The sequence below is a fragment of the Qipengyuania profundimaris genome (assembly GCF_030717945.1).
GTDB classification, from domain to species: Bacteria; Pseudomonadota; Alphaproteobacteria; order Sphingomonadales; family Sphingomonadaceae; genus Qipengyuania; species Qipengyuania profundimaris.
Genome location: NZ_JAVAIM010000001.1, coordinates 2,601,194 through 2,623,481, shown reverse-complemented (window position 1 = coordinate 2,623,481; position 22,288 = coordinate 2,601,194). Strand labels below are relative to the sequence as shown.

The 22,288-nt window shown below is 62.7% G+C and carries 28 protein-coding genes, 1 tRNA gene and 2 pseudogenes; 20 read left to right on the top strand and 11 right to left on the bottom strand.

Translation table 11 applies throughout. From position 1 onward, the window contains the following. Window positions 1-208: 208 nt before the first annotated feature. The 4 genes from infA (at window position 209) to Q9K02_RS12920 (ending at window position 2,910) form a co-directional block, all read left to right on the top strand. Window positions 209-451, top strand: coding sequence for a translation initiation factor IF-1 (gene infA / locus Q9K02_RS12935; protein ID WP_305933263.1), 243 nt, complete (start codon window positions 209-211; stop codon window positions 449-451). A 256-nt stretch (window positions 452-707) separates the two neighbouring features. Continuing rightward, window positions 708-932, top strand: coding sequence for a hypothetical protein (locus tag Q9K02_RS12930; protein ID WP_305933262.1), 225 nt, complete (start codon window positions 708-710; stop codon window positions 930-932). A gap of 193 nt (window positions 933-1,125) precedes the next feature. Next, window positions 1,126-1,335, top strand: a complete 210-nt coding sequence (locus Q9K02_RS12925) for a cold-shock protein (protein ID WP_305933261.1) — start codon at window positions 1,126-1,128, stop codon at window positions 1,333-1,335. A gap of 366 nt (window positions 1,336-1,701) precedes the next feature. After that, complete coding sequence (locus tag Q9K02_RS12920) at window positions 1,702-2,910, top strand: sensor histidine kinase (RefSeq protein ID WP_305933260.1); 1,209 nt, start codon at window positions 1,702-1,704, stop codon at window positions 2,908-2,910. A gap of 21 nt (window positions 2,911-2,931) precedes the next feature. Here Q9K02_RS12920 and Q9K02_RS12915 read toward each other — a convergent pair whose 3' ends face one another. Continuing rightward, entirely contained in the window at window positions 2,932-3,297 is a 366-nt protein-coding gene (locus tag Q9K02_RS12915) for a response regulator (protein WP_305933259.1), read from the bottom strand. A 364-nt stretch (window positions 3,298-3,661) separates the two neighbouring features. Here Q9K02_RS12915 and Q9K02_RS12910 point away from each other — a divergent pair, with 364 nt between their 5' ends. Beyond that, window positions 3,662-3,835: a hypothetical protein gene (locus tag Q9K02_RS12910; protein ID WP_305933258.1), complete on the top strand. Its 174-nt coding sequence runs from the start codon at window positions 3,662-3,664 to the stop codon at window positions 3,833-3,835. A gap of 152 nt (window positions 3,836-3,987) precedes the next feature. Here Q9K02_RS12910 and Q9K02_RS12905 read toward each other — a convergent pair whose 3' ends face one another. Continuing rightward, entirely contained in the window at window positions 3,988-4,620 is a 633-nt protein-coding gene (locus Q9K02_RS12905; RefSeq protein WP_305933257.1) for a tyrosine-type recombinase/integrase, read from the bottom strand. 264 nt (window positions 4,621-4,884) lie between these two features. Between Q9K02_RS12905 and Q9K02_RS12900 the strand changes: the two genes are divergently transcribed. From Q9K02_RS12900 to Q9K02_RS12885, 4 genes are read left to right on the top strand one after another with little or no spacing between them, the layout of a single operon-like run. After that, the gene (locus Q9K02_RS12900; RefSeq protein WP_305933522.1) at window positions 4,885-5,046 is read left to right on the top strand and encodes a hypothetical protein; all 162 of its coding nucleotides are present in this window, start codon (window positions 4,885-4,887) and stop codon (window positions 5,044-5,046) included. Further along, window positions 4,991-5,119 (top strand): DUF3489 domain-containing protein, encoded by a 129-nt coding sequence (locus Q9K02_RS12895; RefSeq protein ID WP_305933256.1) that lies wholly within the window; start codon window positions 4,991-4,993, stop codon window positions 5,117-5,119. Before Q9K02_RS12900 ends, Q9K02_RS12895 begins: the two co-directional genes overlap by 56 nt. A 2-nt stretch (window positions 5,120-5,121) precedes the next feature. Next, a complete protein-coding gene (locus Q9K02_RS12890) occupies window positions 5,122-5,538 on the top strand; it encodes a DUF2924 domain-containing protein (protein WP_305933255.1) in 417 nt (138 codons plus the stop codon). Continuing rightward, window positions 5,535-7,199, top strand: coding sequence for a recombinase family protein (locus tag Q9K02_RS12885; RefSeq protein ID WP_305933254.1), 1,665 nt, complete (start codon window positions 5,535-5,537; stop codon window positions 7,197-7,199). Before Q9K02_RS12890 ends, Q9K02_RS12885 begins: the two co-directional genes overlap by 4 nt. 235 nt (window positions 7,200-7,434) lie before the next feature. Here Q9K02_RS12885 and Q9K02_RS12880 read toward each other — a convergent pair. After that, window positions 7,435-7,526 (bottom strand) — tRNA-Ser (locus Q9K02_RS12880). A 207-nt stretch (window positions 7,527-7,733) separates the two neighbouring features. Between Q9K02_RS12880 and Q9K02_RS12875 the strand changes: the two genes are divergently transcribed. The 3 genes from Q9K02_RS12875 (at window position 7,734) to Q9K02_RS12865 (ending at window position 10,367) form a co-directional block, all read left to right on the top strand. Beyond that, on the top strand, window positions 7,734-8,528 hold the full coding sequence (locus Q9K02_RS12875) for a DUF1134 domain-containing protein (protein WP_305933253.1): 795 nt from the start codon (window positions 7,734-7,736) through the stop codon (window positions 8,526-8,528). A gap of 117 nt (window positions 8,529-8,645) precedes the next feature. Continuing rightward, the gene (locus tag Q9K02_RS12870; RefSeq protein WP_305933252.1) at window positions 8,646-9,821 is read left to right on the top strand and encodes an amino acid aminotransferase; all 1,176 of its coding nucleotides are present in this window, start codon (window positions 8,646-8,648) and stop codon (window positions 9,819-9,821) included. 6 nt (window positions 9,822-9,827) lie between these two features. Beyond that, a complete protein-coding gene (locus Q9K02_RS12865; RefSeq protein ID WP_305933251.1) occupies window positions 9,828-10,367 on the top strand; it encodes a GNAT family N-acetyltransferase in 540 nt (179 codons plus the stop codon). Window positions 10,368-10,379: 12 nt separating this feature from the next. On the opposite strand, the gene Q9K02_RS12860 is transcribed toward Q9K02_RS12865, so the two are convergent. Genes Q9K02_RS12860 through Q9K02_RS12835 form a run of 6 tightly spaced genes read right to left on the bottom strand, consistent with a single transcriptional unit; the run spans window position 10,380 to window position 14,243 of the window. Further along, entirely contained in the window at window positions 10,380-10,997 is a 618-nt protein-coding gene (locus Q9K02_RS12860; protein WP_305933250.1) for a riboflavin synthase, read from the bottom strand. A 17-nt stretch (window positions 10,998-11,014) separates the two neighbouring features. Further along, complete coding sequence (gene ribD, locus Q9K02_RS12855) at window positions 11,015-11,989, bottom strand: bifunctional diaminohydroxyphosphoribosylaminopyrimidine deaminase/5-amino-6-(5-phosphoribosylamino)uracil reductase RibD (RefSeq protein ID WP_305933249.1); 975 nt, start codon at window positions 11,987-11,989, stop codon at window positions 11,015-11,017. Further along, on the bottom strand, window positions 11,970-12,425 hold the full coding sequence (locus Q9K02_RS12850; RefSeq protein ID WP_305933248.1) for a hypothetical protein: 456 nt from the start codon (window positions 12,423-12,425) through the stop codon (window positions 11,970-11,972). The genes ribD and Q9K02_RS12850 overlap by 20 nt, the downstream gene beginning before the upstream one ends. Before the next feature lie 41 nt (window positions 12,426-12,466). Beyond that, window positions 12,467-13,189, bottom strand: coding sequence for a M48 family metallopeptidase (locus Q9K02_RS12845; protein WP_305933247.1), 723 nt, complete (start codon window positions 13,187-13,189; stop codon window positions 12,467-12,469). Continuing rightward, on the bottom strand, window positions 13,186-13,647 hold the full coding sequence (locus Q9K02_RS12840; protein WP_305933246.1) for a YcgN family cysteine cluster protein: 462 nt from the start codon (window positions 13,645-13,647) through the stop codon (window positions 13,186-13,188). The genes Q9K02_RS12845 and Q9K02_RS12840 overlap by 4 nt, the downstream gene beginning before the upstream one ends. Then, a complete protein-coding gene (locus Q9K02_RS12835) occupies window positions 13,635-14,243 on the bottom strand; it encodes an SCO family protein (protein WP_305933245.1) in 609 nt (202 codons plus the stop codon). The genes Q9K02_RS12840 and Q9K02_RS12835 overlap by 13 nt, the downstream gene beginning before the upstream one ends. 73 nt (window positions 14,244-14,316) lie before the next feature. On the opposite strand from Q9K02_RS12835, the gene Q9K02_RS12830 reads away from it, so the two are divergent. From Q9K02_RS12830 to Q9K02_RS12805, 6 genes and pseudogenes are all read left to right on the top strand, one after another. Continuing rightward, window positions 14,317-14,919: an ankyrin repeat domain-containing protein gene (locus tag Q9K02_RS12830; protein WP_305933244.1), complete on the top strand. Its 603-nt coding sequence runs from the start codon at window positions 14,317-14,319 to the stop codon at window positions 14,917-14,919. Then, entirely contained in the window at window positions 14,906-15,598 is a 693-nt protein-coding gene (locus Q9K02_RS12825) for a COQ9 family protein (protein WP_305933243.1), read from the top strand. The genes Q9K02_RS12830 and Q9K02_RS12825 overlap by 14 nt, the downstream gene beginning before the upstream one ends. A 56-nt stretch (window positions 15,599-15,654) precedes the next feature. Then, window positions 15,655-15,894, top strand: coding sequence for a FeoA family protein (locus tag Q9K02_RS12820; RefSeq protein WP_278327953.1), 240 nt, complete (start codon window positions 15,655-15,657; stop codon window positions 15,892-15,894). Next, on the top strand, window positions 15,891-17,753 hold the full coding sequence (feoB, locus tag Q9K02_RS12815; protein WP_305933242.1) for a ferrous iron transporter B: 1,863 nt from the start codon (window positions 15,891-15,893) through the stop codon (window positions 17,751-17,753). The genes Q9K02_RS12820 and feoB overlap by 4 nt, the downstream gene beginning before the upstream one ends. A gap of 97 nt (window positions 17,754-17,850) precedes the next feature. Beyond that, the gene (ssb, locus tag Q9K02_RS12810) at window positions 17,851-18,390 is read left to right on the top strand and encodes a single-stranded DNA-binding protein (RefSeq protein WP_305933241.1); all 540 of its coding nucleotides are present in this window, start codon (window positions 17,851-17,853) and stop codon (window positions 18,388-18,390) included. A 196-nt stretch (window positions 18,391-18,586) separates the two neighbouring features. Beyond that, window positions 18,587-20,290: pseudogene (locus tag Q9K02_RS12805) on the top strand (putative bifunctional diguanylate cyclase/phosphodiesterase); the annotation flags it as partial. A 92-nt stretch (window positions 20,291-20,382) separates the two neighbouring features. On the opposite strand, the gene Q9K02_RS12800 reads toward Q9K02_RS12805, so the two are convergent. Both Q9K02_RS12800 and Q9K02_RS12795 read right to left on the bottom strand, forming a co-directional pair. Further along, a complete protein-coding gene (locus Q9K02_RS12800; RefSeq protein WP_305933240.1) occupies window positions 20,383-20,922 on the bottom strand; it encodes a YceD family protein in 540 nt (179 codons plus the stop codon). After that, the gene (locus Q9K02_RS12795; RefSeq protein ID WP_305933239.1) at window positions 20,919-21,437 is read right to left on the bottom strand and encodes a ubiquinol-cytochrome C chaperone family protein; all 519 of its coding nucleotides are present in this window, start codon (window positions 21,435-21,437) and stop codon (window positions 20,919-20,921) included. Before Q9K02_RS12795 ends, Q9K02_RS12800 begins: the two co-directional genes overlap by 4 nt. A 173-nt stretch (window positions 21,438-21,610) precedes the next feature. Here Q9K02_RS12795 and Q9K02_RS12790 point away from each other — a divergent pair, with 173 nt between their 5' ends. Together Q9K02_RS12790 and Q9K02_RS12785 are read left to right on the top strand one after the other, a co-directional pair. Next, window positions 21,611-22,072, top strand: coding sequence for an outer membrane protein assembly factor BamE (locus tag Q9K02_RS12790; RefSeq protein ID WP_305933238.1), 462 nt, complete (start codon window positions 21,611-21,613; stop codon window positions 22,070-22,072). 52 nt (window positions 22,073-22,124) lie between these two features. Continuing rightward, window positions 22,125-22,241, top strand: a pseudogene (locus Q9K02_RS12785) (outer membrane protein assembly factor BamE); the annotation flags it as partial. Between the last annotated feature and the right edge of the window lie 47 nt (window positions 22,242-22,288).

Here is a 22,288-nt window from a genome sequence, read left to right as displayed (position 1 = left end):
ACCAGCACCATTGTAATTTTTTTGCACGCTGCTATATAGATATTGCCTAACTTCGTTTGCGACGGATTATGATTGCCGCAATGAGCGCCCAAGCGCGAGATCGGCACCACTTCCATTTCATCCTACCTGGCTCCGCAGCGGAATTCGTCCGCGCGGATGATTTTTCGTACGCGAGGATGATGTATTGGCGTAGAAGGAGCTCATTGTGATGGAGGGCGAGATCAACGAGATCCTGCCCGATGGCCGCTTCGGCGTCACTCTCGATAATGAGCATCGTCTGATCTGCTACACAGCAGGGAAGATGCGTCGTTACCGTATCCGCTCGGTCGTTGGAGACCGCGTACATGTCGAATTGACGCCCTATGATCTGACCAAGGGCCGGATCGTCTTTCGCGAACGAACACCCGGGCAAGGACCCGCCGGTGCTCGCAAGCGCGGATACAGGCGCTGAGACTTTCAAGAAGGCGGCGGGAAGAACCTGCCGAACATAAGAAAAATGAATGCAATGAACCTGCGCGATACGTCGCGCCCCAAACTTTCGCCGCGCTATGGCGAGATACATGCAAATGGCGCGGACCGTGACCGGACAAAATTCAGTCATATGCCGACCGCCGAGTTGCGACGTCTCGTCGCCACTATGATCGACTAGGTGACAATCATTACCCGCGGCCATGCATCAGCATTCCCGCCACATCCGGAGAACTGACATGGACCTGAACCTGCAATATGCCGAGCACCAGCGAGCCCTCATGGGTGCCGATGGTGCCGCAAACGATGACGACCGCCTGGCAAAACTTGCGAACGCTTCACACATCGCAGGTCGTATCAGCGATTTCCAGCATGGACTCGGCGCCGCCGCAGCCTGTGCCTGGAGCAAAGCCCAGTTTGCCAATTTGGTTCTGACGAAAGCGGGCTCCGAAGCGACCTTATAGTTCGCAAGAAGAATGCCCGACCAAATCTGCTCGCGTTAAATTTCGACGGATATCGACATCTGGTTAGGAAACCGGAATATTCCGATTTTTCCGCCTTGGATATGACGACCTCCTTTCAATTGACGACTTGACGCACGACCCCGGCTCGCAATCTCGCGCGCCGAACACGACCGTTTCTTGAAAGGAAACGAATATGACTACCGGTACAGTAAAATTCTTCATTGGCGACAAGGGCTATGGCTTCATCCAGCCCGATGACGGCTCCGCCGACAGCTTCGTGCACATCTCCGCGGTCCAAGCGGCGGGCATGACAACGCTCGATAAGGACCAGCGCCTCAATTACGAGGTCGAGACTGGCAGCAATGGCCAGGCCAGCGCCGTGAACCTGTCCGCCGCCGATTGAGAGGTTTCTGGCTCCGGATTGCATGCAAATGCGGTCCGGAGCTCCCCTTTTTCGACTTTAAGGAGTGACGGTAATGTCCCAGAACTATGATTTTCAGACCGCGCAAGCAGACGCGGCTGCCATAGAGGCCGGCGAGGCTACACTGGAGAACGCCAGGCTTCGCGCACTTCGGTCTGAAGCTGCGTGGCGCGAGATGGCCGACCGCACTCTAAGAATGGAAAAGGGGCGCGAGAAAGCTCGTTTGGCGCGGGCACTCCAAAGTTCCGAGATGTTGGAACCGGAAAGGCAAACAGCCCGTGATCCAAGCCCACGCGCTTGATATCACCGGCTAACTCGCTTAATCGTGTAAGCCTGCCTCAAACTTGATTGGAGTCGGTCATCGAAAAGTTGCAGACCGATAATCCTCTCTCGGCCCCTTCCGACCCATTGACAGAAGAGTATCTCGCAGAGGTCTGGCGTCGCCAGCAGCAGATACTTGGTCGTGTGGCGCTTGGGGGCGACCGCGAAGCCATACTCTGCGACATAATTCGCCTCGCCGAAGAACAGACCGGGGACGGCATGCTGGCCTCGATCCTTTTGCTGACAGAAGACGGGCAGCATCTCGAACTGGGTGGCGCTCCCAGCCTTCCCGACGAATACAATGCGGCGATCGAAGGGATGGCGATAGGAGACGGGGAGGGGTCCTGCGGCACTGCCGCCGCGACTGGCCAAGCTATCTTCGTCGAAGACATCGCTACCGATCCGCTCTGGGTCGATTTTCGCGATCTGGCACTATCGCATGGTCTGGGCGCTTGCTGGTCGGTGCCGATCAAGGCAGGCGACGGTAGCGTGCTCGGCACTTTTGCGAATTACTATTCCGAACCCCGGCAACCCTCCGACTTTGATCGGGCTATCATCGAAGCGATCGCGCTCACAACATCGATCGCCGTCGAGCGGATGCGCCTAGAGCGGATGCGCAACCGCGCCGAAGAGGCCAAGGCGCTCGTTCTGGAAGAACTTCAGCATCGCGTGAAAAACGCCTTCGCCCTCGCGCAGAGCCTTATCAACCTGAACGTGCCGGCGGCGCTGAGCGCCCGGGACCTGGCAGACAAAGTCAACGGAAAGCTTCGAGCGATTGCGTCCGCTCAAGATCTCATAATTGTTCGCAATGCGGCCGGGCGTTCGGATGAAATGACAGCAATCCGTACGTTGCTCGCAACAATTCTCGGACCATTGGGGTATGGTGATGCAAATGATCGCATCAGCCTGAATGGCGATGAACAGACGGTCGATGCCCAGTCACTTTCAGGACTGGCCATGGTGTTTCATGAACTCGCCACCAATGCGACCAAATACGGTGCCCTGAAGGATATGGTTGGCAAGGTTTCGATCGATTGGCTGCCAACCGCGGAAGGTCTGAAAATCGAGTGGACCGAGACTGAAGGCCCCACAACCACAGCTCCAGAGAGCCAGAATTTTGGCACTCGCCTTGTCGCATCGACAATTCGCCAGCTCGGTGCGACAATCGACTATGATTGGCGAGCTGATGGCCTTCGCGTGACGATTATCTTGCCGCGCGCGTCGGTTGCCGAATAGGCCGCTCCAGCTTTGACCCTATCAGGGTAGCATTTCCTGTATCGCGGCGTGGACCGTAGCTGGCATGTAAGGCTTCGAATAAAATCTCGAACCTTCGGGCAGCGCGTCCTCACCGAGCGCTGTTTTGCCGGACGTAACGATAATGCCGATCTCCGGCCGTGTCCGAGAAACCTCATGCGCCAACATGATGCCATCTAGGTCTCCCGGCATGTCGACGTCGGTGAATAGGATACAAACCCCGTCGCCTGTCGTGAGCGCTTCGAGCGCCTCGCGTCCCGTCGATGCTTCAATTACGCTGTAACCAAGACTGGTCAATTGATCGACGACATCCATGCGGATCAGGACTTCGTCCTCGACAACGAGGATGACGGCATCGGAAGAATGCATGGGGACACGTTCCTTCTGGGACAGCCCCTCCGCCTTTTGGAACGACATATCTCGAACGCCGGAGCTCGTGGCTCGGTTCCGGTTGGGCTCACAATTAGTTTGCTTGCAATCCGCAAAAAACGGGCGGCAAGAAATTGCAATACATGCATCCGATGCTATGGTAGGAAGCTGCTCATCGCAGGGAACATCTAGCATCTGCGACTGAGAGACCGGTTTGTGCTCCCGCTTTTGAAGAGGAGCAAATCTTGGCCTGTCCGACCTTAGCCGTAATTTTCCCTATATCACGGTGCCCGCTGTGAGGCGTCCCAAGCCGAGCATTCGCCTGACGCCCGCAGCTTCGCGTCGCCAAGGCGAAACCACTCGCATGGCGATGATGCTTCTTGGGAGGGAAGCGGCGATAGAATTCATGAACGCACATCACGATGATCTGGGCGGACGCCCCATCGATCTGGCGATTGCGAGCGACGAGGGACGTTCCCGAGTTGAGCTGGCGCTTTCCGAGCGCTGCAACCCGTCGGGCGAACGCAGTATGCCTTAGCAAGTTTTCAGACAGCAGCAGCCCTGCACAAAGGCGACCCGAAGGGCGGCACTGCGGCGTTCGTAGTGCCAACCTCGACTTTAGGCCTCCGCTCCATTGCAGGGGCGGAGGCCTTCTTTACGGTCGCCCAAGATCCGCGTTAAGACCAGTAGTCAAATCTCCGTTCTTTCAGCCAAGGTTAGCGCGTCTTCTATATCGACACCAAGGTATCGGACGGTGTTCTCAATCTTCGAATGGCCGAGCAAAATCTGGATCGCCCTGATGTTGCCAGTTGCCTTGTAGATGATCGAAACCTTGGTTCGACGGAGCGAGTGAGGTCCATACTCCTCGGGCCGCAGTCCAATCGCCCCGACCCATTCGTTAACAAGTCGGGCGTACTGGCGCGTGCTTAGGTGACGAGTGTGATCGACGCGGCTCGGAAACACAAAGTCCTCGACGTCACCGCCTCTCAGTTCTAGCCAGGCGAACAGGCTGTTTCTCGCGTTTTTTGCGATCTCGAATTGAACAGGCCGCCCCGTCTTGCGCTGAGTAATGGTGGCTCGTGTCCTGATCTCTGGCCCACTGACCAGATCGCCGATCTTCAACTCAACGAGATCGCAACCTCGCAGCTTGCTATCGATCGCCAAGTCGAACAGCGCTCGATCGCGAATGCGTTTCTCGCGATCAAGGTAGAAGCGTATTGCCCATATCTGCTTTTGATTGAACGGTCGCTTGGGCCCAATCTTCGCTCCAAAGTTCCACGGCACCCGGTTTTGGGCAGCAGGATCAAAGTGTGAAAACGTCATTGTCATTCTCCTTGGCCGGAATGGCCTCGAAGAATGTCTGCTTTCAGGTACTAAGATCTTGAATCGGTACGTCTTGGATGGGGCGCAAAGCGGACATTCGCGACATTCCCCACTTTCCATTCGACTTCGCGGACAAAGCAAGCCTTGGTGCCGTCAGTGAATCGCGGCCCTTGAAGGCGGGCTATTACGCCGACGCAGCGCGCGAGCCGGGGTCTTGGGTGGTGATAGGCGGCATGGTGCCGCTTACCACAAGGAGAGCCACCCATGACCAAGCAGACCGACACAGCAGCAAACGCCAAGCGCGAGACCAAGATAGACAAGGTCATCGCGCTCCTGAAAGCGCAAGCAGGGTGCAACGCTCGACGAGCTGGTGAAGGCGACCGGCTGGCTGCCGCATACGACCCGCGCGGCAATGACCGGGCTTAAGAAGAAGGGGCACACGATCGAGCGCGACAAGCGCGGCGAGGTCTCCTGCTATCGCATCACGAAGAGCGCCTGAAGATGGCGGAGCTGTTCGATGAGCTCGCTGCCGTTGCAGCGATGGACAAGCCGGCACTTGGCGATCGGTGGGCGAAGCTCACCGGTCGGCCCATCCCGAAGGCCAGCGCGCAGACGCTGCGGCTGGCAGTGGCTTACGAGCTGCAATCCAAGGCGGGGCGCAGCCTGCCGCGCAAGATCAGGCAGCGGCTCGATCAGGCTGCGAGCGGGAAGACGATCACGCAGGACCTCCGGCCAGGCATGCGCCTTGCGCGCGAGTACGGCGGCAAGCTTCACGTGGTCGCGATCGGAGAGCAAGGTGAGATCATCTGGAACGAGCGGCAATGGCGTTCCTTGAGCGAAGTGGCTCGCGCGATCACCGGCACGCGCTGGTCGGGTCCGGCTTTCTTCGGCTTGAAGACAAAGGCGAGGGCAGCATGAACAAGGTTCGCTGTGCGATCTATACCCGCAAGTCGAGCGAAGAGGGTTTGCAGCAAGACTTCAACTCGCTCGATGCCCAGCGAGAGGCCTGTGCTGCCTACATTCTCAGCCAGGCCTCGAAGGGCTGGTCGCAACTTGCCGAAATCTACGATGATGGCGGTATATCGGGAGGAACACTCGAGCGTCCCGCGCTCCAGCGGCTGCTTGCAGACATCGCGGCGGGCAAAATCGACATCGTGGTGGTCTACAAGGTCGACCGGCTGACACGCTCGCTACTTGATTTCGCGAAGCTGGTCGAAGCGATGGACAAGGCAGAGGTCAGCTTCGTGTCGGTGACGCAGTCGTTCAACACTACCACCAGCATGGGGCGGCTGACCCTCAACATGCTGCTCTCCTTCGCGCAGTTCGAGCGCGAGGTGACCGCCGAGCGCATTCGCGACAAGATCGCTGCCTCCAAGGCGAAGGGCATGTGGATGGGCGGCGTGGTGCCGCTCGGCTACGAGGCAAACGGCGGAACGCTGGCGATCGATAATAAGCACGCCGCTTTCATCCGCAACATCTTCGATCGCTACCTGGAGATCCGCAACGTCCGGCTGCTCGCCGCACAGCTCTCTGAGCAGGGTATTCATGTCCCCAAGCGCGTGACCGGCACGGGCCGCAAGCTGGGCGGCAAGCCGTTTACGCGCGGGCAGATCTACAAGATCCTCTCCAACCCGATCTACATCGGCAAGATCTGCCACAAGGGTGAGATCTACGATGGCCAACATGGCGCCATAGTCGATCGCGAGATATGGGATCGAGTGCAGGCGCAGCTCGAAGCCAATACGCAAGGTGAGCAGCAGACGCGTACTGTAAGCTCGCCCAGTCTGCTGGCTGGGAAGGTGTTCGACAGCGAAGGCAGTGCGCTGTTCGCGAGCCATGCGACCAAGGGGGCTATGCGCTACCGCTACTACATCGGGAAGGGCGACCGTGGCGAAGCTACGGAAGGCCAGCGAACCCTTCGCATTCCGGCGCTCGAGCTGGAGAAGGTCGTGTGCGAGGCCGTGGCAAAGGAGATCGAACAGCCGCTCGGCTTGCTGGCGAAGGCTGGCGGCGAACTGGCACCTGACATTGTGGCGAGCCTCGGTGATCGCGCGACGAGCCTAGCGACCAGGCTGAGAAAGCGGGAGCGAGCCGCGGTGCGATGTTGCATCGAAAAAATCACCATCGCGCCGACGCAGGTATCGGTAGAGTTGGCTGCGACCGAGCTTTTCGGCTTACTTTCGATCGCGCCATCCTCGCCTGCGATGACCAAGCCAATAATATCCATCGACGCGAGCATCCGGCGCAGTGGTCGCGCTGTTCGATTGGTTCAAGACGGCTTGTCGAAGTCGACCAAGGGCGAGCCGCAGGCGCATCTGCTGAAGCTGCTCCATCTCGCACGCGCATGGTGGCAGATGATGCTGGACCGCAAGCTGACGGTATCGGCGCTCGCGCGCGAGCAGCAGGTGACCAGCTCCTACGCCTCTCGCGTCGTGCGGCTGAACTTCTTGGCGCCGAAGATTGTCGAGGCGATCGTTACCGGAAAACAGCCTATCGATCTCGATGCGAAGAAGCTGCTCGGTCTGAACGATCTACCGCTGGCGTGGAGTGACCAGGAAAAGATTCTGCTCGGCCGATAGACTGGCGAGAAGAGCGATTGACGAGTGGCGGGCGACTGCCGCCCGTCTTCGTTTGGGCAATAGTCCCGAAGTGCGAAACTGGTACCTCGGAATAAGGGCACAGAGAATGTTCGCCGGTTTCGCTACTAAACGCGTATCGATGCGCTCTCTGGCTGACCACCTTTCGCGCGGAATGGCGCAGAACCGCGGGACATTCCGCGAGCAATAAAATCGTTCTCTATCAATGGTTTATAGGTGGCGGAGACGGAGGGATTCGAACCCTCGATACCCGTTACCAGGTATGGCTCCTTAGCAGGGAGCTGGTTTCAGCCACTCACCCACGTCTCCGCATGTCGCCGGCCGGAGCTTGGCCGGGCGAGGGGCGCGCTATAGCCATGGGCCTCGCCCCCTTCAAGGGAAGAATCTCGACCTACGGGCGACTCGATTCGCCCCGTTTTCGATTCGGTTCATCGCCGTTTCATTGCCCTGCTGCTTGAAGGGGATTCTTCTACGACATCGACTGTACGTGCGCCATGCGCCGACAGGGAGGGAAACATGACCACGCTAGCACAACATCTGTCCCGCTTCGGCCTCGCCATGGCGGCCATCGGGCTGGCCGCAACGCCGCTTTCGGCGCAGGTCGAGACGATCGACCCCGACAGCGCAATCGACGGCGACCTCGTCGAACAGCCGGGCGAGGCGCCGGTCTATGCCGACGAGCAGGAAGACGGGGCGGTCACCTACACGCAGGCACCCGACGAAACCGCGCCCGAGGATAGCTATCCCGAGCAAGACAGCTGGTCGGAACAAAGCGCCGAGGCTGCCGCCGACGAAGCCGTCGAAACCGCCGCAGTGGACGACAGCTCCACCACCTACCGCGAAGACGATCTGATCGGTGCAGCCGAAGGCGTATTCGGCAAGGGCGCCCAAGGCGTCGCCAACATGATCCAGAAGCTTCTCGCCGAACAAGGCGAGCCCAATGCCTACATCGTCGGGCGCGAGGCGGGCGGCGCGTTCATCGTCGGCGCGCGTTATGGCTCGGGCACGCTGTTCCACAAGGTAGAGGGCGAACGCCCCATTTACTGGACCGGCCCGTCGATCGGCTTCGACGCGGGCGCGAACGCGGGCAGCACCTTCGTACTTGTCTACAATTTGTGGGACAGCGAGGAGCTGTACGAGCGCTACCCGGCGGGCGAAGGCCAGGCCTATGTCGTCGGCGGCCTCACTGCGAGCTACATGCGCAAGGGCGACGTCGTGCTGATTCCCATCCGCGTCGGCGCCGGACTGCGGCTCGGCGTGAATGCCGGCTATATGAAGTTTTCCAAGAAGCAGCGCTGGCTGCCGTTCTGATACTCGGTCGCAGAGGCAAGGAGCCCTTCGGGTCGCGATAGAACAAAACCGAAGAGCTCCGGGGCCGCAGCGGGATTTCCTGTTGCGGCCCCACGCATATTTGGCGAAGAGGCGCGCATGCTCGACAACCTTCAAGCCCAGGCTCCCGACGCGCTGCTCGCGCTGATCAAGATGCATGCCGAAGACCCGCGGGAGGACAAGATCGACCTCGGCGTCGGCGTCTATCGCACCAACGACGGCGCAACGCCCGTCTTCCGCTCGATCAAACAGGCCGAACAGAAGCTCATCGACGAACAGGACAGCAAGTCCTACCTCGGTCCGGAAGGGGATACGGGCTTCACCGCCGCACTGATGCCCTACATCTTCGGCGAGGACGCGACGATGGGTGGCCGCATCGAAGGCATGCAGACCCCGGGCGGCACCGGCGCCGTTCGACTCGCGGTGGCATTGGCCCAGCAGGCGGGCGTGACGCGGATTCACATGGGCACGCCGAGCTGGCCCAATCATGCGCAAATTTTGGCCGATGTCGGAATGGAAGTCGCACCCTTTAATCACGCGACGAAAGACGGCAACGCCGATCTGGATGCAGTGCTGGGCGCGATCAGAGACGCCAAGCCGACCGATGCCGTTCTGCTGCACGGCTGCTGCCACAACCCGACTGGCGTGGATTACACTGAGTGGGATAAGATCGCCAGCGCGTTGGCGGACGCCGGTGTGCTGCCGATCCTCGATGTCGCCTATCATGGGCTCGGTCAGGGCCTGGACGAGGACATCGCCGGCGTTCGCACCGTGCTGACAGCAGTGCCGGAAGCGCTGATCGCCTATAGCTGCGACAAGAACTTCGGCCTCTACCGCGACCGCGTCGGCGCCTTCTACATGATGGCGAAAGAGCCGAACCAACTCGACGCCATCGTGTCGAATGCCAATTCGCTGGCGCGCGCGAACTGGTCCATGCCGCCCGATCACGGCGGGGCGGCGGTACGCAACGTGCTGCATGACGACACGCTGACCGGCGAATGGCTCGACGAGCTTACCGAGATGCGCGAGCGGATGCGCCGCGTCCGCGAATGGCTGGCGGCGGCAGACAACGAAGTGCCGGGGCTCAACCTCGCCGCACTGGCCGAGCAAAACGGTCTGTTCGCCATGCTGCCACTCTCCAAGGACCAGATCGCCAAGCTTCGCGAGGATCACGGCGTCTACATGGCAGGTTCCGGCCGCATCAACGTGGCGGGGCTTCACGCGGGCAATACCGACAAGTTCATCGCCGCGCTGGCCGACGTCACGCAGGGCTGACCGGCAATGGACCGGCAGCCGACCCTCGAAACCGAGCGGCTGGTGCTGAGGCCGGTGACCGAGGACGATCGCGAGCCGCTGTACGAAGTCGCTTCGGACCCGATGGTGTGGGAGCAGCACCCGATCCACGATCGCTGGCGGCGCGAGGTTTTCGATAGGTTCTTCGACGAAGGCCTGGCGAGCGGTGGTACGCTGGCTGTCGTCGACAAGGCCAAGGATCGCATCCTCGGCTCGACCCGCTACGACAAATACGATCCGGAAGAAGGCGGCGTGGTGGAGATCGGCTGGACCTACCTTGAGCGGCGCTGCTGGGGGAAGGGCATAAACCGCGAGATGAAGCGCGCCATGCTGGCGCATGCCTTCGAGCACGTTTCACTGGTCGAATTCAGAGTGGGCGACACCAATTACCGCTCGCGCAATGCGCTGGAGGCGATCGGGGCCGAGCGCACCGATTGTTACGAACTGGAGCGCTACCAGGGCAAGCGCGTGGTGCACCTCGTCTACGAGATCACGCGCGACGCGTTCGAGGCCGGTCCGCTAGCCTGAAAGCTCGCGGGTCTATCCCGCCAGCGCCTGCATTCTCTTGAGATAGCGTGCCAGCACATCGATCTCGAGATTGACGCGGTCGCCCTTGGTAAGCGCGCCGAGGGTCGTCACCTCGCCGGTGTGCGGGATGATATTCACCGCGAAATCACAAGTCCCGTCGGTGCGGTCGCGCACATCGTTCACGGTCAGCGAAACCCCGTCGATCGTGATCGAACCCTTGGGCGCGACGAAGGGTGCCAGCTCGCGGCTGATGCGGATCGCGATTTTGCGCGACCCGCCCACATCCTCTGCCAGCACGACCTGGCCGACCGAATCGACATGGCCGGTCACCAGATGACCGCCGAGTTCGTCGCCGAGCTTGAGCGCAGGTTCGAGATTGAGCTTCGCGCCACGATCCCACATGCCTTGCTTCGTCCGGCTGACCGTTTCGCCCGACACATCGAACGTCACGCGCGCATCGCCGGTCTCGCCACCCAGCGCGATCACCGTCAGGCAGACGCCCGAGCAGGCGATGGATGCGCCGATATCGATCGTCGCCGGATCGAACCGGCAGGCGACCACGACGCGCAAATCGCCGCGCTGCTCGGCGCTTTCGATGGTGCCGATGGCGGTCACGATACCGGTGAACATGTGTGCAGTGTCTCCTGTCAGCGCGTGCGGCTGTAGGCTTCGTATGTGTCGCTGCCAAGCTGGCGCTGTTCGGCAAGCGTCCAGCGGCCATGCGCCTCGCCCAGCGATGCGAGGCCGATATCGCCGAGCGCATGCTTGCCTGCGCCGATCACGATGGGTGCGCGATAGAGCTCGATGCGATCGACGAGGTCTTCGGCGAGAAAGCTGGCCGCGACCTGCGCGCCGCCCTCGACATAGAGATACTGTACGCCGTCCAGCCGGTCGATCTGGCCCGGCGCATTGATGACCTTGACCCCGTCGGGCGGGATGCCGCGCGTGAGCAGGATACGTTGCGGGCTGCGGTCTTCCAGTCCTGGTAGGCGAACGTCGACACGGGGTTTGTCGGCTCGCCAGGTCCCGCCGCCGACCAGGATCGCGTCCGTCAGCGCACGGCGCGAATGGACGTGCGCACGCGCGGCCGCGCAGGTGATCCACTGGCTCTGACCGTCGGCCATGGCTATGCAGCCGTCCAGCGATGTGGCCAACTTGAGCGTGACGTGCGGACGGCCCCTTGTGGCGCGAGTGAGATAGCCTGCGAGGCTTGCCTCGGCCTCGGGAATGGGAAGAAGGGCGGCGGCGATGCCGGCGGCCGATAAACGGGCGATACCCTCGCCAGCGGTGCGCGGGTCGGGGTCTTCAACGCCGACAACAACGCGTGGGACTCCGGCCTCTATCAGGCGATCCGCGCAGGCCGGCCCACGAAGCGAGCGATGGGCGCAGGGTTCCAGCGTGACATAGGCCGTCGCACCTCTCGCAGCCTCTCCTGCATGGTCGAGCGCCGCAGCCTCGGCATGCGGTCGGCCACCTTCCCGCGTCCATCCCCGTGCGACGACCCGCCCCTCCTTGACGAGGATGCAGCCGACTGCAGGGTTCGGGCGGCTCAGCGGGCGGCCACGCGATGCCAGCCGTGCCGCCGCCGCCAGCCAGCGTGCATCATTCGGTTCCGGCTGCAACCGTCTCGCCCGCCTGGTAATATTCCCGCTGGCGCGCTTCGGCCTCGGCCGCTTCGCGCGCGTTTTCGAGTTCGGCCTCGCGCGCCATCTCATCGACATCGAGCCCGGTAGCGCGGCCCAGCGTCTTGTATGCTTCGACCTTACGCTCGAGCAGCTCGGCGCGCTCGGCTTCGCGCGCTTCCTTGCGTCGCTGGTTTTCGATGTTGCTGAGGAGGATTTCCTCGTCCGTCCGGCCTTCCGCGAACGTATTGATAAAGGTCACCTTAGGCGGATCGGGCGGGCGAAGATGGGATTCCTGGGACAGCGCTAGAAGCGCGCCCGCGGGTATCATTGCCGACAGCAACAGCAGCGTCCAGCGGAACGGCCGCGGTTCGCGGACATAGTCCCAGAGATCGGTGACGCCCGACTTGACGTGGAATCTGCTCTTCAATCGCATGAGACCAAGATAGGCATGTTTGCTGAACCTTGCCAGTACGCTCAGCCGAAGGCGGCGTAGAGGGTGCGTCCGTGCTGGCTGAGCCAGGCGTTCGCATCTTCGACATTCCCCTCGAACAGCTCGTCCAGCAGCGCGTGGAAGGCGGGCGAGTGGTCGAATTGGACGAGATGCGCGACTTCGTGCGCAACCACGGATCGCCGAACGAAATCGGGTGCTTGTACCAACCGCCAGTTGAGGCGCAGCACGCCCTCGCTCGAACAGCTGCCCCAGCGCCGTTTGGCCCGGGTCAGGCGCACGTCGCCGACAGGAAGATCGGCACGGCTGCAATAGTCCTGCGCGTCTTGGGCAAACAGGCGCTGCGCCTCGGCCTCCAGCCAGCGTTGCAGTCTTTTCGTCAGTGTTTCCTGCGGTCCGCCAACCCGAACGCCGGTCGTGTCGAGCGCGGGTTTGCGTGGATGGTCGGCGGACCAGTCGATCGATACCTCCCACCCGCGATAGGTGAGCTTCCCTTCACTGAGAGGGTCGCGCCGCTCTGGAACCTTGGCCAGCTGCTCGCCCAGCCAGTCGGCGCGCGCATGGGCGAAAGCCAGGGCTTCCATGCTGCGGCACCAGTGCGGCAGGGTGATGCGCACCGCACTGCCGTCGGGCGCGAGGCGCAGGGTCAGCCGCTTGGCACGCCGGTTGCGATTGAGTTCGATCGGCAGGACGCGCCCGGCAATCTCGATTTCCGGCTCCAAGGCTTCGCGGCGAAGCCAGTCGATCACGCCGCCTGGTCCTCGTCCTCGTCGCCCCAGTCGACGACGTGGTGTTCAAGTGGCCCGGCCTCGGTTTCCGAGATCACGCGACCGGCCACCGACACGCCGGCGCGCACCACGTCCTCGCGGTCGCCGCTGATAAGATAGTGCCAGCGCCGCAGCGGTTGCCCTTCGGCGCGCAGGCGATAGGCGCAGGTCGGCGGCAGCCATTCCACCTTATCGACGATCCTGAGCGTAAGCTGCAGGCAATCGGGCACGAAGGCCTTGCGTCGTTTGTAGTCGGTACAACGCGCGCTTTGGCAGTCGAGCAGTTTGCAAGCCACATTCGTGTGCTCGATCTCGCCCGTATCTTCGTACTCGACCTTGTGCAGGCAGCAGCGTCCGCAGCCATCGCACAGGGCTTCCCACTCGGCTTGATCGAGCTCGGCCAGCGGCCGTTCCCAGAAGCGGTCTCTCAGCGCACCCATTTGCGCAGTTCCGTGGCGACTGCTTCGGCACCCTCGTCGGTCGGCAAAGTGGCGAGAGGTTCTCCGTCAGGTCCGAAGAGCAGGGTGACATTGGTGTGATTGACCAGATAGCCGCCGGCCTCGGTTTCCTCGCCCTTGGAGAAGCTGGCGGCAAATTGCTGCGCGACGCTCGTCAGCGTTTCTTCGTCACCGGTCACTCCGATCAGGCGCGGATGGAAATTATCGGTGAATTCGGTCAGCACCTCGGGCGTGTCGCGTGCCGTATCGACGCCGACAAACAGCGGCTGGATCTGGGCGGCACGCTCCGGGTCCTGCTCTTCGAACAGCTTGAGGCCTGCCATCGCGCGCTGCACGTCGACCGGGCAGACGTCCGGGCAATAGGTATAGCCGAAGTAGATCGTGCGGTATTGCCCGTCGAAATCGCTCCAGCTGACAGGCTCGCCGTTCTCGCCTGTGAGGGTGAAATCGCCGCCGATGCTGGCACCCTCGAGCGGTGGTGGTTCCGCCGGGGCATTATCTTCGTACGAGCAGCCGACAAGGGCCAGGGCGATAGCGATAGATAGAGCATTGCGAGGAAGCATGGCATCCCGGTTCATGGTCTGCTAATTGCCTCTGTTCAAGAGACGACCCCGCATTCGCATGCGGAAAAATTCAGGGGTAGACGACGAGATGAAACGGATTGTTCACGCGATCCTGGGCGCAGCGGCGCTGGCGATGGTGGCAGCACCGGCGAACGCCCAACGCAAGCGCGAGGGATACGAGTTCCTCGAAGCGGTCAAAGATCGCGACGGCGGCAAGGTGAACGAGCTGCTGGCGCAGCCGGGCAACGTCCTTGTCAATTCGCGCGACATCACCAGCGGCGAGACGGCCCTGCACATCGCCGCGCAGCGCCGCGACGCGGTATGGATCAAGTTTCTTCTCGGCAAGGGTGCCAACCCCAATCTCGAAACACGCGACGGCGAATCGCCGCTGGAAGTGGCCGTGCAAATCGGCTCGCTGGAAGCGGTCGAAGCCTTGCTGGACGGCGGAGCCTCGGCAAATGTCACGAATGCAGCCGGCGAAACGCCGCTCATTTCGGCCGTCCATCGCCGCGACGTGGAAATGATCCGCCTGCTTGTCGACAAGGGGGCTGATCCGCTGCGCACGGATAGCTCGGGCCGCACCGCGAGGGATTATGCCGAGCTTCTCGGCGGACGATCGCAGGTGCTGGCTGCGCTCGACGCAGCTATTGCGGAAAAGGGAAAGGCGGCGCCGGTCTATGGCCCCAAGTGATCCGAGCCTCGAGGAAGAGCTGCTGGTCGAGGACCTGACGCTTGACGAATTACGGTTGGCGCTCGCGCCCGGCATTGCCGATGCGGCGGTGTTCGATGGCTGGACCGACACCGCGCTGGAGATGGCGGCTGTACAGCTTGGCGCCGATCGCGATGTCGCCCGGCTCGCTTTCAAGGACCAGGGCGCGATGGGCATGATCCGCGCATGGATCGAGACGATCGATCGCCAGATGATGCTCGACATGCCGGCGGAAAAGCTGGCGGAGATGAAGATTCGCGAGCGCATTCGCAACCTTGTGCAATACCGGCTGGACGCAGTGCTCGGTCTGGAGGAATCGCTGCGCCGCGCGCTGGCGATCATGGCCATGCCGCAGAATGTGCCGACTGCGCTGAAGACCGGTTGGAACAGCGCCGATATCATGTGGCGGCTCGCGGGCGACACCGCGACCGATTATAACCACTATACCAAGCGCGCCATCCTCGCTTCGATCTACGGCGCGACGCTGGCTGTATTCGTCGAGGACGAGAGCGAGAACAAGGCCGAGACCTGCGCCTTCCTCGAGCGGCGGATCGACGGCGTCATGAAGTTCGAGAAGGTAAAGGCCAAGTGGCTCAACCCGGACCGCGAGAGCTTCAGCGTCACGAGATTCCTAGGACGGCTGCGGTACCCTGCCCGCTAACCTCCGCTATTGATAATCGGTTGCAACAAGCGCGCGCTTCTGACAGGGCGCTGCGCATGACTCTCGACGCGTTCGAACATGAGAAATCCGCGCGCATTACCGCGGTGGACTGGGCTGCGCTAGCCGAGGACGAGGGCAAGCGCCTCAAGGCCCTGGGTGTGGACGAGGGCGCGGAAGTATCCGTGATCCATCGCGGCGTCTTCGGCACGCGCGACCCGCTGGCCATCCGTATCGGCCGCATGACCATCGCACTGCGCCGCGCGCACGCGCTCGCCATCGAGGTGGAGCCCGCATGAGCCGCGACGATCCCGTCCGCCACCACAAGGTTGCGCTGGTCGGCAATCCCAATTCGGGCAAGTCGGCACTGTTCAACGCGCTGACCGGCGCCCGCCAGAAGATCGCCAACTATCCCGGCGTCACCGTGGAGCGAAAGGCCGGACGCCTGGCGCTGCCGAACGGCGAATCGCGCGAGCTGATCGACCTGCCCGGCGCCTACAGCTTCGATGCTGCCAGCCCGGATGAGGAGGTGACCCGGAAGCTCGTCCATGGCGAGTTCGAGGGCGAGGCCGCACCCGATGTGCTGGTGCTGGTGCTCGATGCCGCCAATCTCGAGCAACATCTCGTCTTCGCGCAGGAAGTTCTCGAGCTGGGCCGGCCTACCGTGGTCGCGCTCAATATGGTGGATCTGGCGGAGCGGGACGGGCTGACGCTCGATCCGGCGGCGCTTTCGGAAGCGCTCGGCGTGCCGGTGGTCCCGACGGTTGCCGTTCGCCGCAAGGGGCTCGACGAACTCACCGCCGTCATCGCCGAGGCGGACACCCATGCCGATGAAGAGGCGCACAAGCGCTGGCACCTGACGCTGCCCGAACGGCGGCTGGCGGCCAAACATATGGCGAAAGGCGCGATCCTCTCCAAATCGACGCGCCACACGATCGAGACCGGCATCGATCGCGTGCTGCTCAATCCGTGGATCGGGCCGGTGATCCTGTTCGGCCTGCTGTTCGTGATCTTCCAGGCGGTGTTCGCCTGGGCGACCCCCTTCGCCGACGCGTTGGAGGGCGGGGTGGGCGCCGTGTCCGCGCTCGTCACCGACACCATGCCCGAGGGCTTCGTGCGCGATTTTCTGACCGAAGGCGTGCTCGCGGGTGTGGGGTCGGTTGTAGTTTTTCTTCCCCAGATTGTAATCCTGTTCTTCTTCATCCTGGTGATGGAGGCCAGCGGATACATGGCGCGTGCGGCCTTCCTTATGGACCGGCTGATGGCGGGTGTGGGCCTGTCGGGCAAAAGCTTCATTCCGCTGCTCTCCAGCTTCGCCTGCGCCATTCCCGGCATCATGGCGACGCGCAGCATTCCCGATGCGAAGGACCGGCTGACGACGATCCTGATCGCGCCGCTGATGACGTGCTCGGCGCGCTTGCCCGTCTATGCGGTGATCATTGCGGCGGTTATCCCGCAGACCAGCATCGGGCCGGGCATCGGGCTGCAGGGACTGGTGCTGTTCGCGCTCTATGTCGCAGGCATCGTCGGCGCGATGGTCGTCGCGCTGGTGCTGCGGCGCACGGTCGCGCAAGGGGCGGCGAGCGGTTTCATCATGGAGATGCCGCGCTACCAGTTGCCGCGCATCAAGGATCTCGCCATCGGCTTGTGGCAGCGCGCCTGGGTATTCCTGCGGCGGGCGGGCACGATCATCTTCGTGGTGACCATCGCCCTGTGGCTGATGCTGAGCTTCCCCAAGGCCGATCCCGGCGAGAGCCAGATGGACGCGAGTATCGCGGGTATGGTCGCCGATGGTCTCCACCCGATCCTCGAGCCCATCGGCTTCAACCGCGAGATGAGCCTTGCGCTGGTGCCGGCCATGGCCGCACGCGAAGTCGCCGTTTCCGCGCTGGCGACGACCTATGCAGTAGACGCCGCGGACGAGGAGGTCGCGGCGGAAGGTGTGACCGACAAGATCGCCGCGCTGTGGAGCCTGCCGACCGCGCTCGCCTTCCTCGCGTGGTTCGTCTTCGCGCCGCAATGCATCTCGACCATCGCGGTCGCCCGGCGCGAGACCAATGGGTGGAAATGGCCGGCATTCATGGTCGTGTACCTCTTCGCGCTGGCTTACGTGTTCGCGGGCCTGACCTACTGGGGCGCGGTGGCGCTGGGGTTGTAGCGATCGGGTCCGCTTCGGTGGAAACTCCGGATCGCCCCTAGAAGCGACTCGCCCCCTCCGTTAGGCCCTTCGCCAACAGACACGAAGGGACGATTCGATGGCCGGTAGCCTCAACAAAGTCATGCTCATCGGAAACCTCGGGGCCGATCCCGAGATCCGCAGCTTCCAGAACGGCGGCAAGGTCGCGAACCTGCGCATCGCGACCAGCGAGACGTGGAAGGACCGCAACACCGGCGAACGGCAGGAGCGGACCGAGTGGCACACCGTCGCGATCTTTTCCGAAGGTCTCGTCGGCGTGGTCGAGCGCTATCTGCGCAAGGGCAGCAAGGTCTACATCGAAGGCCAGCTGCAGACCCGCAAGTGGCAGGACCAGTCGGGCAACGACCGCTATTCGACCGAAGTCGTCATCCGCGGCCTAGGCGGCACGTTGACCATGCTCGACGGTGCGTCGGGCGGCGGGGGCGGCGGCGGTGGCGGAGGCCAGCGCGGCGGCGGCAATTGGGACCAGGGCGGCGGCGGACAGAGCTCCGGCGGCGGCGACAACTGGCGCAGCGGCGGCGGTTCTTCGGGCGGCAGCTCCGGCGGTTCCGGCGGCGGCTCGAACTACGATGACCTCGACGACGATATTCCCTTCTGAGCGTTCGAGAGATTCCATCGCGCGTCGCACAGACGGGCTGCTCCGACTGGCCCCGGTGCCAACGATAGGGGAAACCCCTGAGCCGGATGACGGGGTGCGTTAGCCTTGGCCTGATAGCCACTGTGCACATGGATATGTGCCAAGCTCTGGAATCGAAAGAAAATCGCGATCGTGGACATTGCCGTAGCGACCTCGCATGGGGCGCATACGAGCGCGGCATGCACGGATTTGGGACCGCTCACCCCGGCGAGGTGCCGTGCGCGCGAGTCTTTGGGTTACTTCGCGCATGACCGATCCGGAGACTCTCTTTTCGATTGATCGGTTTGCCAGGTCCTTGGGCGTAGCGCTGCTGATCACCGACGTCGAAGGCAAGATCGCCTTCTGGAATCCCGCCGCGGAGGCGATGTTCGGATACTCCGAAGGCGATGTCATCGAGAGGGGTGTCGAAATAATCATCCCTGAAAGATTCAGGGCGCAACACCGAGAGGGGATGCGCCGCATGGCCGAAGCGAATGTATGCAAACTGGCCGACAAGCCGCTCGAGCTATCCGCACTGAGATCGGACGGGACCGAGTTTCCGGTCGAAATGACCCTTGCTAGCTGGGAGGGGCCCCATGGCATGGAAATCGGGGCCAAGCTGAAGGATATTACCGAGCGGCGGGAAAAAGAAAACCGACTGAAGAGGCTGGCGCATCACGATGCGTTGACGGGGCTGGTCAATCGCACCGGATTTTTGAAGGCGCTCGGAAAAGCGGAAGCACGCGCCGGATCGACTGTCTTCGCAATCGACCTCGACGGTTTCAAGGAGGTGAACGATACCTTCGGGCATGCGGTGGGCGACAGCCTGCTCCAAGCCGTCAGCCTGCGGCTGATCGCCCATCTTGAACCAAGCGGCACGGTTGCGCGGATGGGCGGCGACGAATTCGGAGTCCTTTTGCCCAATCTCACTCGGGGTTCGGATGCGCTGGCCCGCGCTCAATCGCTATGCGACCAGTTTCGGGACCCGTTCCTGGTCTGTGGCCAGCAAATCCAGATCGGCCTTAGCGTGGGCGCCGCCATGGCACCTGTGCATGGCACCGATCCGGAGGAGATTTTGCTCAAGGCGGACATGGCACTCCTTGCCGTGAAAAAATCGGGTGGACGAAGGGTCCGGCTGTTCGACGACGATATCGACCGGCAGATGCAGAACCGCCGGGCCCTGAAGGACGAGCTTCGCACAGCCAATGATCGCGGCGAATGGCAATTGGTCTACCAGCCGCAGGTTCGCCTCTCCGACGGGACGCCAATCGGTGCCGAAGCCTTGCTGCGCTGGGATCATCCGGAGCGCGGGATGCTTGCTCCCGCCGATTTCCTGACAACGCTCGAAAGGCATCTGGTCGCCAATCAGGTGGGTGACTGGGTGGTAAAGGAAAGCTGTCGTCAGCTGGCTCTCTGGAGAGCCCATGGCATCGATGTCCCGCGCATAAGCTTCAACCTCTTCGCCGCGCAATTCACAAGCTGCACGATGACCGAGACGATCAGCTCCGCCATCGAAGAAAATGCCTTGCAACCCTCGGACATTGAAATCGAGATAACCGAGACCGTCGCCTTGCGGTCTGACGACCAGATATTTGCGACACTGAACGCGCTAGGCGAAGCCGGCGTCAACATTGCCCTCGACGATTTCGGAACGGGTTTTGCATCCCTGTCCACCTTGTCGCAGCTCCCGGTCACCCGCCTGAAGATCGACAAGGCCTTCGTCGCCGACCTCGGCGTGAGGCCCCAGGGCAGCGCGATCATCTCGGCCATGGTGTCTCTTGCTCGTGGCCTGGATCTCGAGGTTCTCGCGGAGGGCATTGAGACCGAAGAACAGCGCCTGAAACTGATGGCGCTCGGCTGTCGCGAGGGGCAGGGCTTCTTATTCGGTCGTCCCGAGAAAGGCGACGACCTGCTGAAGCACTGGCGTTCTCGAGCCGCCAACGATTGCTCGCCGGGAAGCTCAGACCCGAAAGATCATTCTGCGCTCTTGCCTTTCAACGCCGCCAGCGCCTCCGCCAGCGGCCCGCTCGGAGTTTCCTCTTCGTCGCTGACGATTCCCGCAGCTTTCCGCGCCTCGTCCGCTCCCGGTCCCTCGCGATAGGGGTCGATGGCGAGGGCCAGCGTCTGCGCGATGGCTTCGCCGAGGTCGAAGCTGTCGCCCTCGTATTCGATCTCGTCGAGGTCCTCGCTGTCCAGTTCGATTTCCTCGTCCGGCGCGTAGTCCGGCACCGATCCGGCGGGGACGAAGCGCAGGTTCAACGGCTCCTCGACATCGTAGGTCAGCGGCTCGCGCGTCACAGCGCAGGGCTGCTCGATGGTAGCCAGCAGGCGGCCGTTCGCCAGCACCGCGCCATCCTTCGTCTCGAACGCGACATGGGCATTCAGCGCATCGACCGCCGTCACGCCGAAGCGATCGGCCAGCGCCTCGCGCTCGGCCGTGTCGGCAGTGATCGTCATGGCTTCGGCAGGCAGCGCGCGCGGTTTGACGAGGCGGACGAGTTCGGGCGCGCTCATGCGGCGATCTCTCCCTTGTGCAGCGTCTCGAAACCTGTCCGCTCCAGCCGCGCGTGCAGCGCCGCCATCCGCTGGACAAGTGCCTCGGCCTCGTCGGGCTGGGCCATGGTGACGTTGCGGCGCACCGCCTCCACCAGCACCTTGGGATCGCTGCGTAGCCCGTCGCGATAGGCGCCGATGCGGCCGTTCATGCTGGCCATCACGGCGGAGAGCTTCTTGCCGACGGTCGGATCGCCGATCCCGGCTTCGCGCAATTGGCCTTCCATGTCCTCGGCGAACAGCTCGGTCAGGCGGGCGCTGGCGTTGCTGCCTTCCTCGCCCACGTCGTCCAGCCGCAGCATCACCAGCGCCAGCACCAGAGTGACCATGTCGTAGCGGCCTTCCAACGAATCCGCGACGCCGCACATGCGGTACCAGTCGGGATCGCGCGCTTCCTCTACCACGCGGTGCCACAGCGGGCGCCATTCCTCGCGCGGGTCGCTGGACAGGCCGAACAGGCGGGCGAAAAAGGACATGGCATCTCCGTTCAGCGGCAATACAGGCCGCGATCTCCAGTCGCTGATCCCCAAGCGATCGGCAACAGTGACATTGCATGGGCCGATGCTTTGCGACTAAGGCGTTGGCCGAGCATATAGGGACGCACGCCCACACGGCCAAGCGGACTTGAAGACGGAGATTTGCTGTTCCCATGAACAGGACCAAGATTGTCGGCCTCTGCGCCATTGCCCTTGCCGGTGTGGCTACCGCTGCGTGCCAGCCGATCCGCGAAACCCGCGGCTATATCGTCGATCCGGTACTGACCCAGTCGATCCAGCCGGGCATCGACAACCAGCAGTCGGTCGCGGGCACGCTGGGCCGTCCGACCTTCACCAGCCAGTTCGGCGAGCCGACCTGGTATTACGTGTCGAGCACCACGGGCCGCAAACCCTTCGTGCGTCCGCGGATCGAACAGCACCAGGTGCTGGCCGTGCGCTTCGACGCGGCGGGCAATGTCGTGGCTGCGGACCGCAGCGGAATCGACCAAGTGGCGTATCTGCGCCCCGATGGCGACGAGACGCCGACGCTGGGCCGGGAGCGCACCTTCCTCGAAGACCTGTTCGGCAATATCGGCGCGGTCGGTGCGCCGGGCGTTGGCGGGCAGCAGCAGTAATCCTCCCGGCGGCTTGACCCATTCGGCGCGCGCCCCATATCGCGCGTCATGTCTGCGCCCCGATGGCGACGAGACGCCGACGCTGGGCCGGCAGCGCACCTTCCTCGAAGACCTGTTCGGCAATATCGGCGCGGTCGGTGCGCCGGGCGTTGGCGGGCAGCAGCAGTAATCCTCCCGGCGGCTTGACCCATTCGGCGCGCGCCCCATATCGCGCGT

Coding starts and splice junctions, on each gene's coding strand:
- ssb (WP_305933241.1), top strand. CDS start 17,851: ATGGCCGGTAGCCTCAACAAAGTCATGCTCATCGGAAACCTCGGGGCC.
- Q9K02_RS12860 (WP_305933250.1), bottom strand. CDS start 10,997: ATGTTCACCGGTATCGTGACCGCCATCGGCACCATCGAAAGCGCCGAG.
- Q9K02_RS12875 (WP_305933253.1), top strand. CDS start 7,734: ATGACCACGCTAGCACAACATCTGTCCCGCTTCGGCCTCGCCATGGCG.
- Q9K02_RS12900 (WP_305933522.1), top strand. CDS start 4,885: ATGACCAAGCAGACCGACACAGCAGCAAACGCCAAGCGCGAGACCAAG.
- infA (WP_305933263.1), top strand. CDS start 209: ATGGAGGGCGAGATCAACGAGATCCTGCCCGATGGCCGCTTCGGCGTC.
- Q9K02_RS12915 (WP_305933259.1), bottom strand. CDS start 3,297: ATGCATTCTTCCGATGCCGTCATCCTCGTTGTCGAGGACGAAGTCCTG.
- Q9K02_RS12910 (WP_305933258.1), top strand. CDS start 3,662: ATGGCGATGATGCTTCTTGGGAGGGAAGCGGCGATAGAATTCATGAAC.
- Q9K02_RS12865 (WP_305933251.1), top strand. CDS start 9,828: ATGGACCGGCAGCCGACCCTCGAAACCGAGCGGCTGGTGCTGAGGCCG.
- Q9K02_RS12840 (WP_305933246.1), bottom strand. CDS start 13,647: ATGGGTGCGCTGAGAGACCGCTTCTGGGAACGGCCGCTGGCCGAGCTC.
- Q9K02_RS12870 (WP_305933252.1), top strand. CDS start 8,646: ATGCTCGACAACCTTCAAGCCCAGGCTCCCGACGCGCTGCTCGCGCTG.
- Q9K02_RS12790 (WP_305933238.1), top strand. CDS start 21,611: ATGAACAGGACCAAGATTGTCGGCCTCTGCGCCATTGCCCTTGCCGGT.
- feoB (WP_305933242.1), top strand. CDS start 15,891: ATGAGCCGCGACGATCCCGTCCGCCACCACAAGGTTGCGCTGGTCGGC.
- Q9K02_RS12820 (WP_278327953.1), top strand. CDS start 15,655: ATGACTCTCGACGCGTTCGAACATGAGAAATCCGCGCGCATTACCGCG.
- Q9K02_RS12850 (WP_305933248.1), bottom strand. CDS start 12,425: ATGCGATTGAAGAGCAGATTCCACGTCAAGTCGGGCGTCACCGATCTC.
- Q9K02_RS12795 (WP_305933239.1), bottom strand. CDS start 21,437: ATGTCCTTTTTCGCCCGCCTGTTCGGCCTGTCCAGCGACCCGCGCGAG.
- Q9K02_RS12885 (WP_305933254.1), top strand. CDS start 5,535: ATGAACAAGGTTCGCTGTGCGATCTATACCCGCAAGTCGAGCGAAGAG.
- Q9K02_RS12930 (WP_305933262.1), top strand. CDS start 708: ATGGACCTGAACCTGCAATATGCCGAGCACCAGCGAGCCCTCATGGGT.
- Q9K02_RS12905 (WP_305933257.1), bottom strand. CDS start 4,620: ATGACGTTTTCACACTTTGATCCTGCTGCCCAAAACCGGGTGCCGTGG.
- Q9K02_RS12890 (WP_305933255.1), top strand. CDS start 5,122: ATGGCGGAGCTGTTCGATGAGCTCGCTGCCGTTGCAGCGATGGACAAG.
- Q9K02_RS12825 (WP_305933243.1), top strand. CDS start 14,906: ATGGCCCCAAGTGATCCGAGCCTCGAGGAAGAGCTGCTGGTCGAGGAC.
- Q9K02_RS12800 (WP_305933240.1), bottom strand. CDS start 20,922: ATGAGCGCGCCCGAACTCGTCCGCCTCGTCAAACCGCGCGCGCTGCCT.
- Q9K02_RS12925 (WP_305933261.1), top strand. CDS start 1,126: ATGACTACCGGTACAGTAAAATTCTTCATTGGCGACAAGGGCTATGGC.
- Q9K02_RS12835 (WP_305933245.1), bottom strand. CDS start 14,243: ATGAACCGGGATGCCATGCTTCCTCGCAATGCTCTATCTATCGCTATC.
- Q9K02_RS12830 (WP_305933244.1), top strand. CDS start 14,317: ATGAAACGGATTGTTCACGCGATCCTGGGCGCAGCGGCGCTGGCGATG.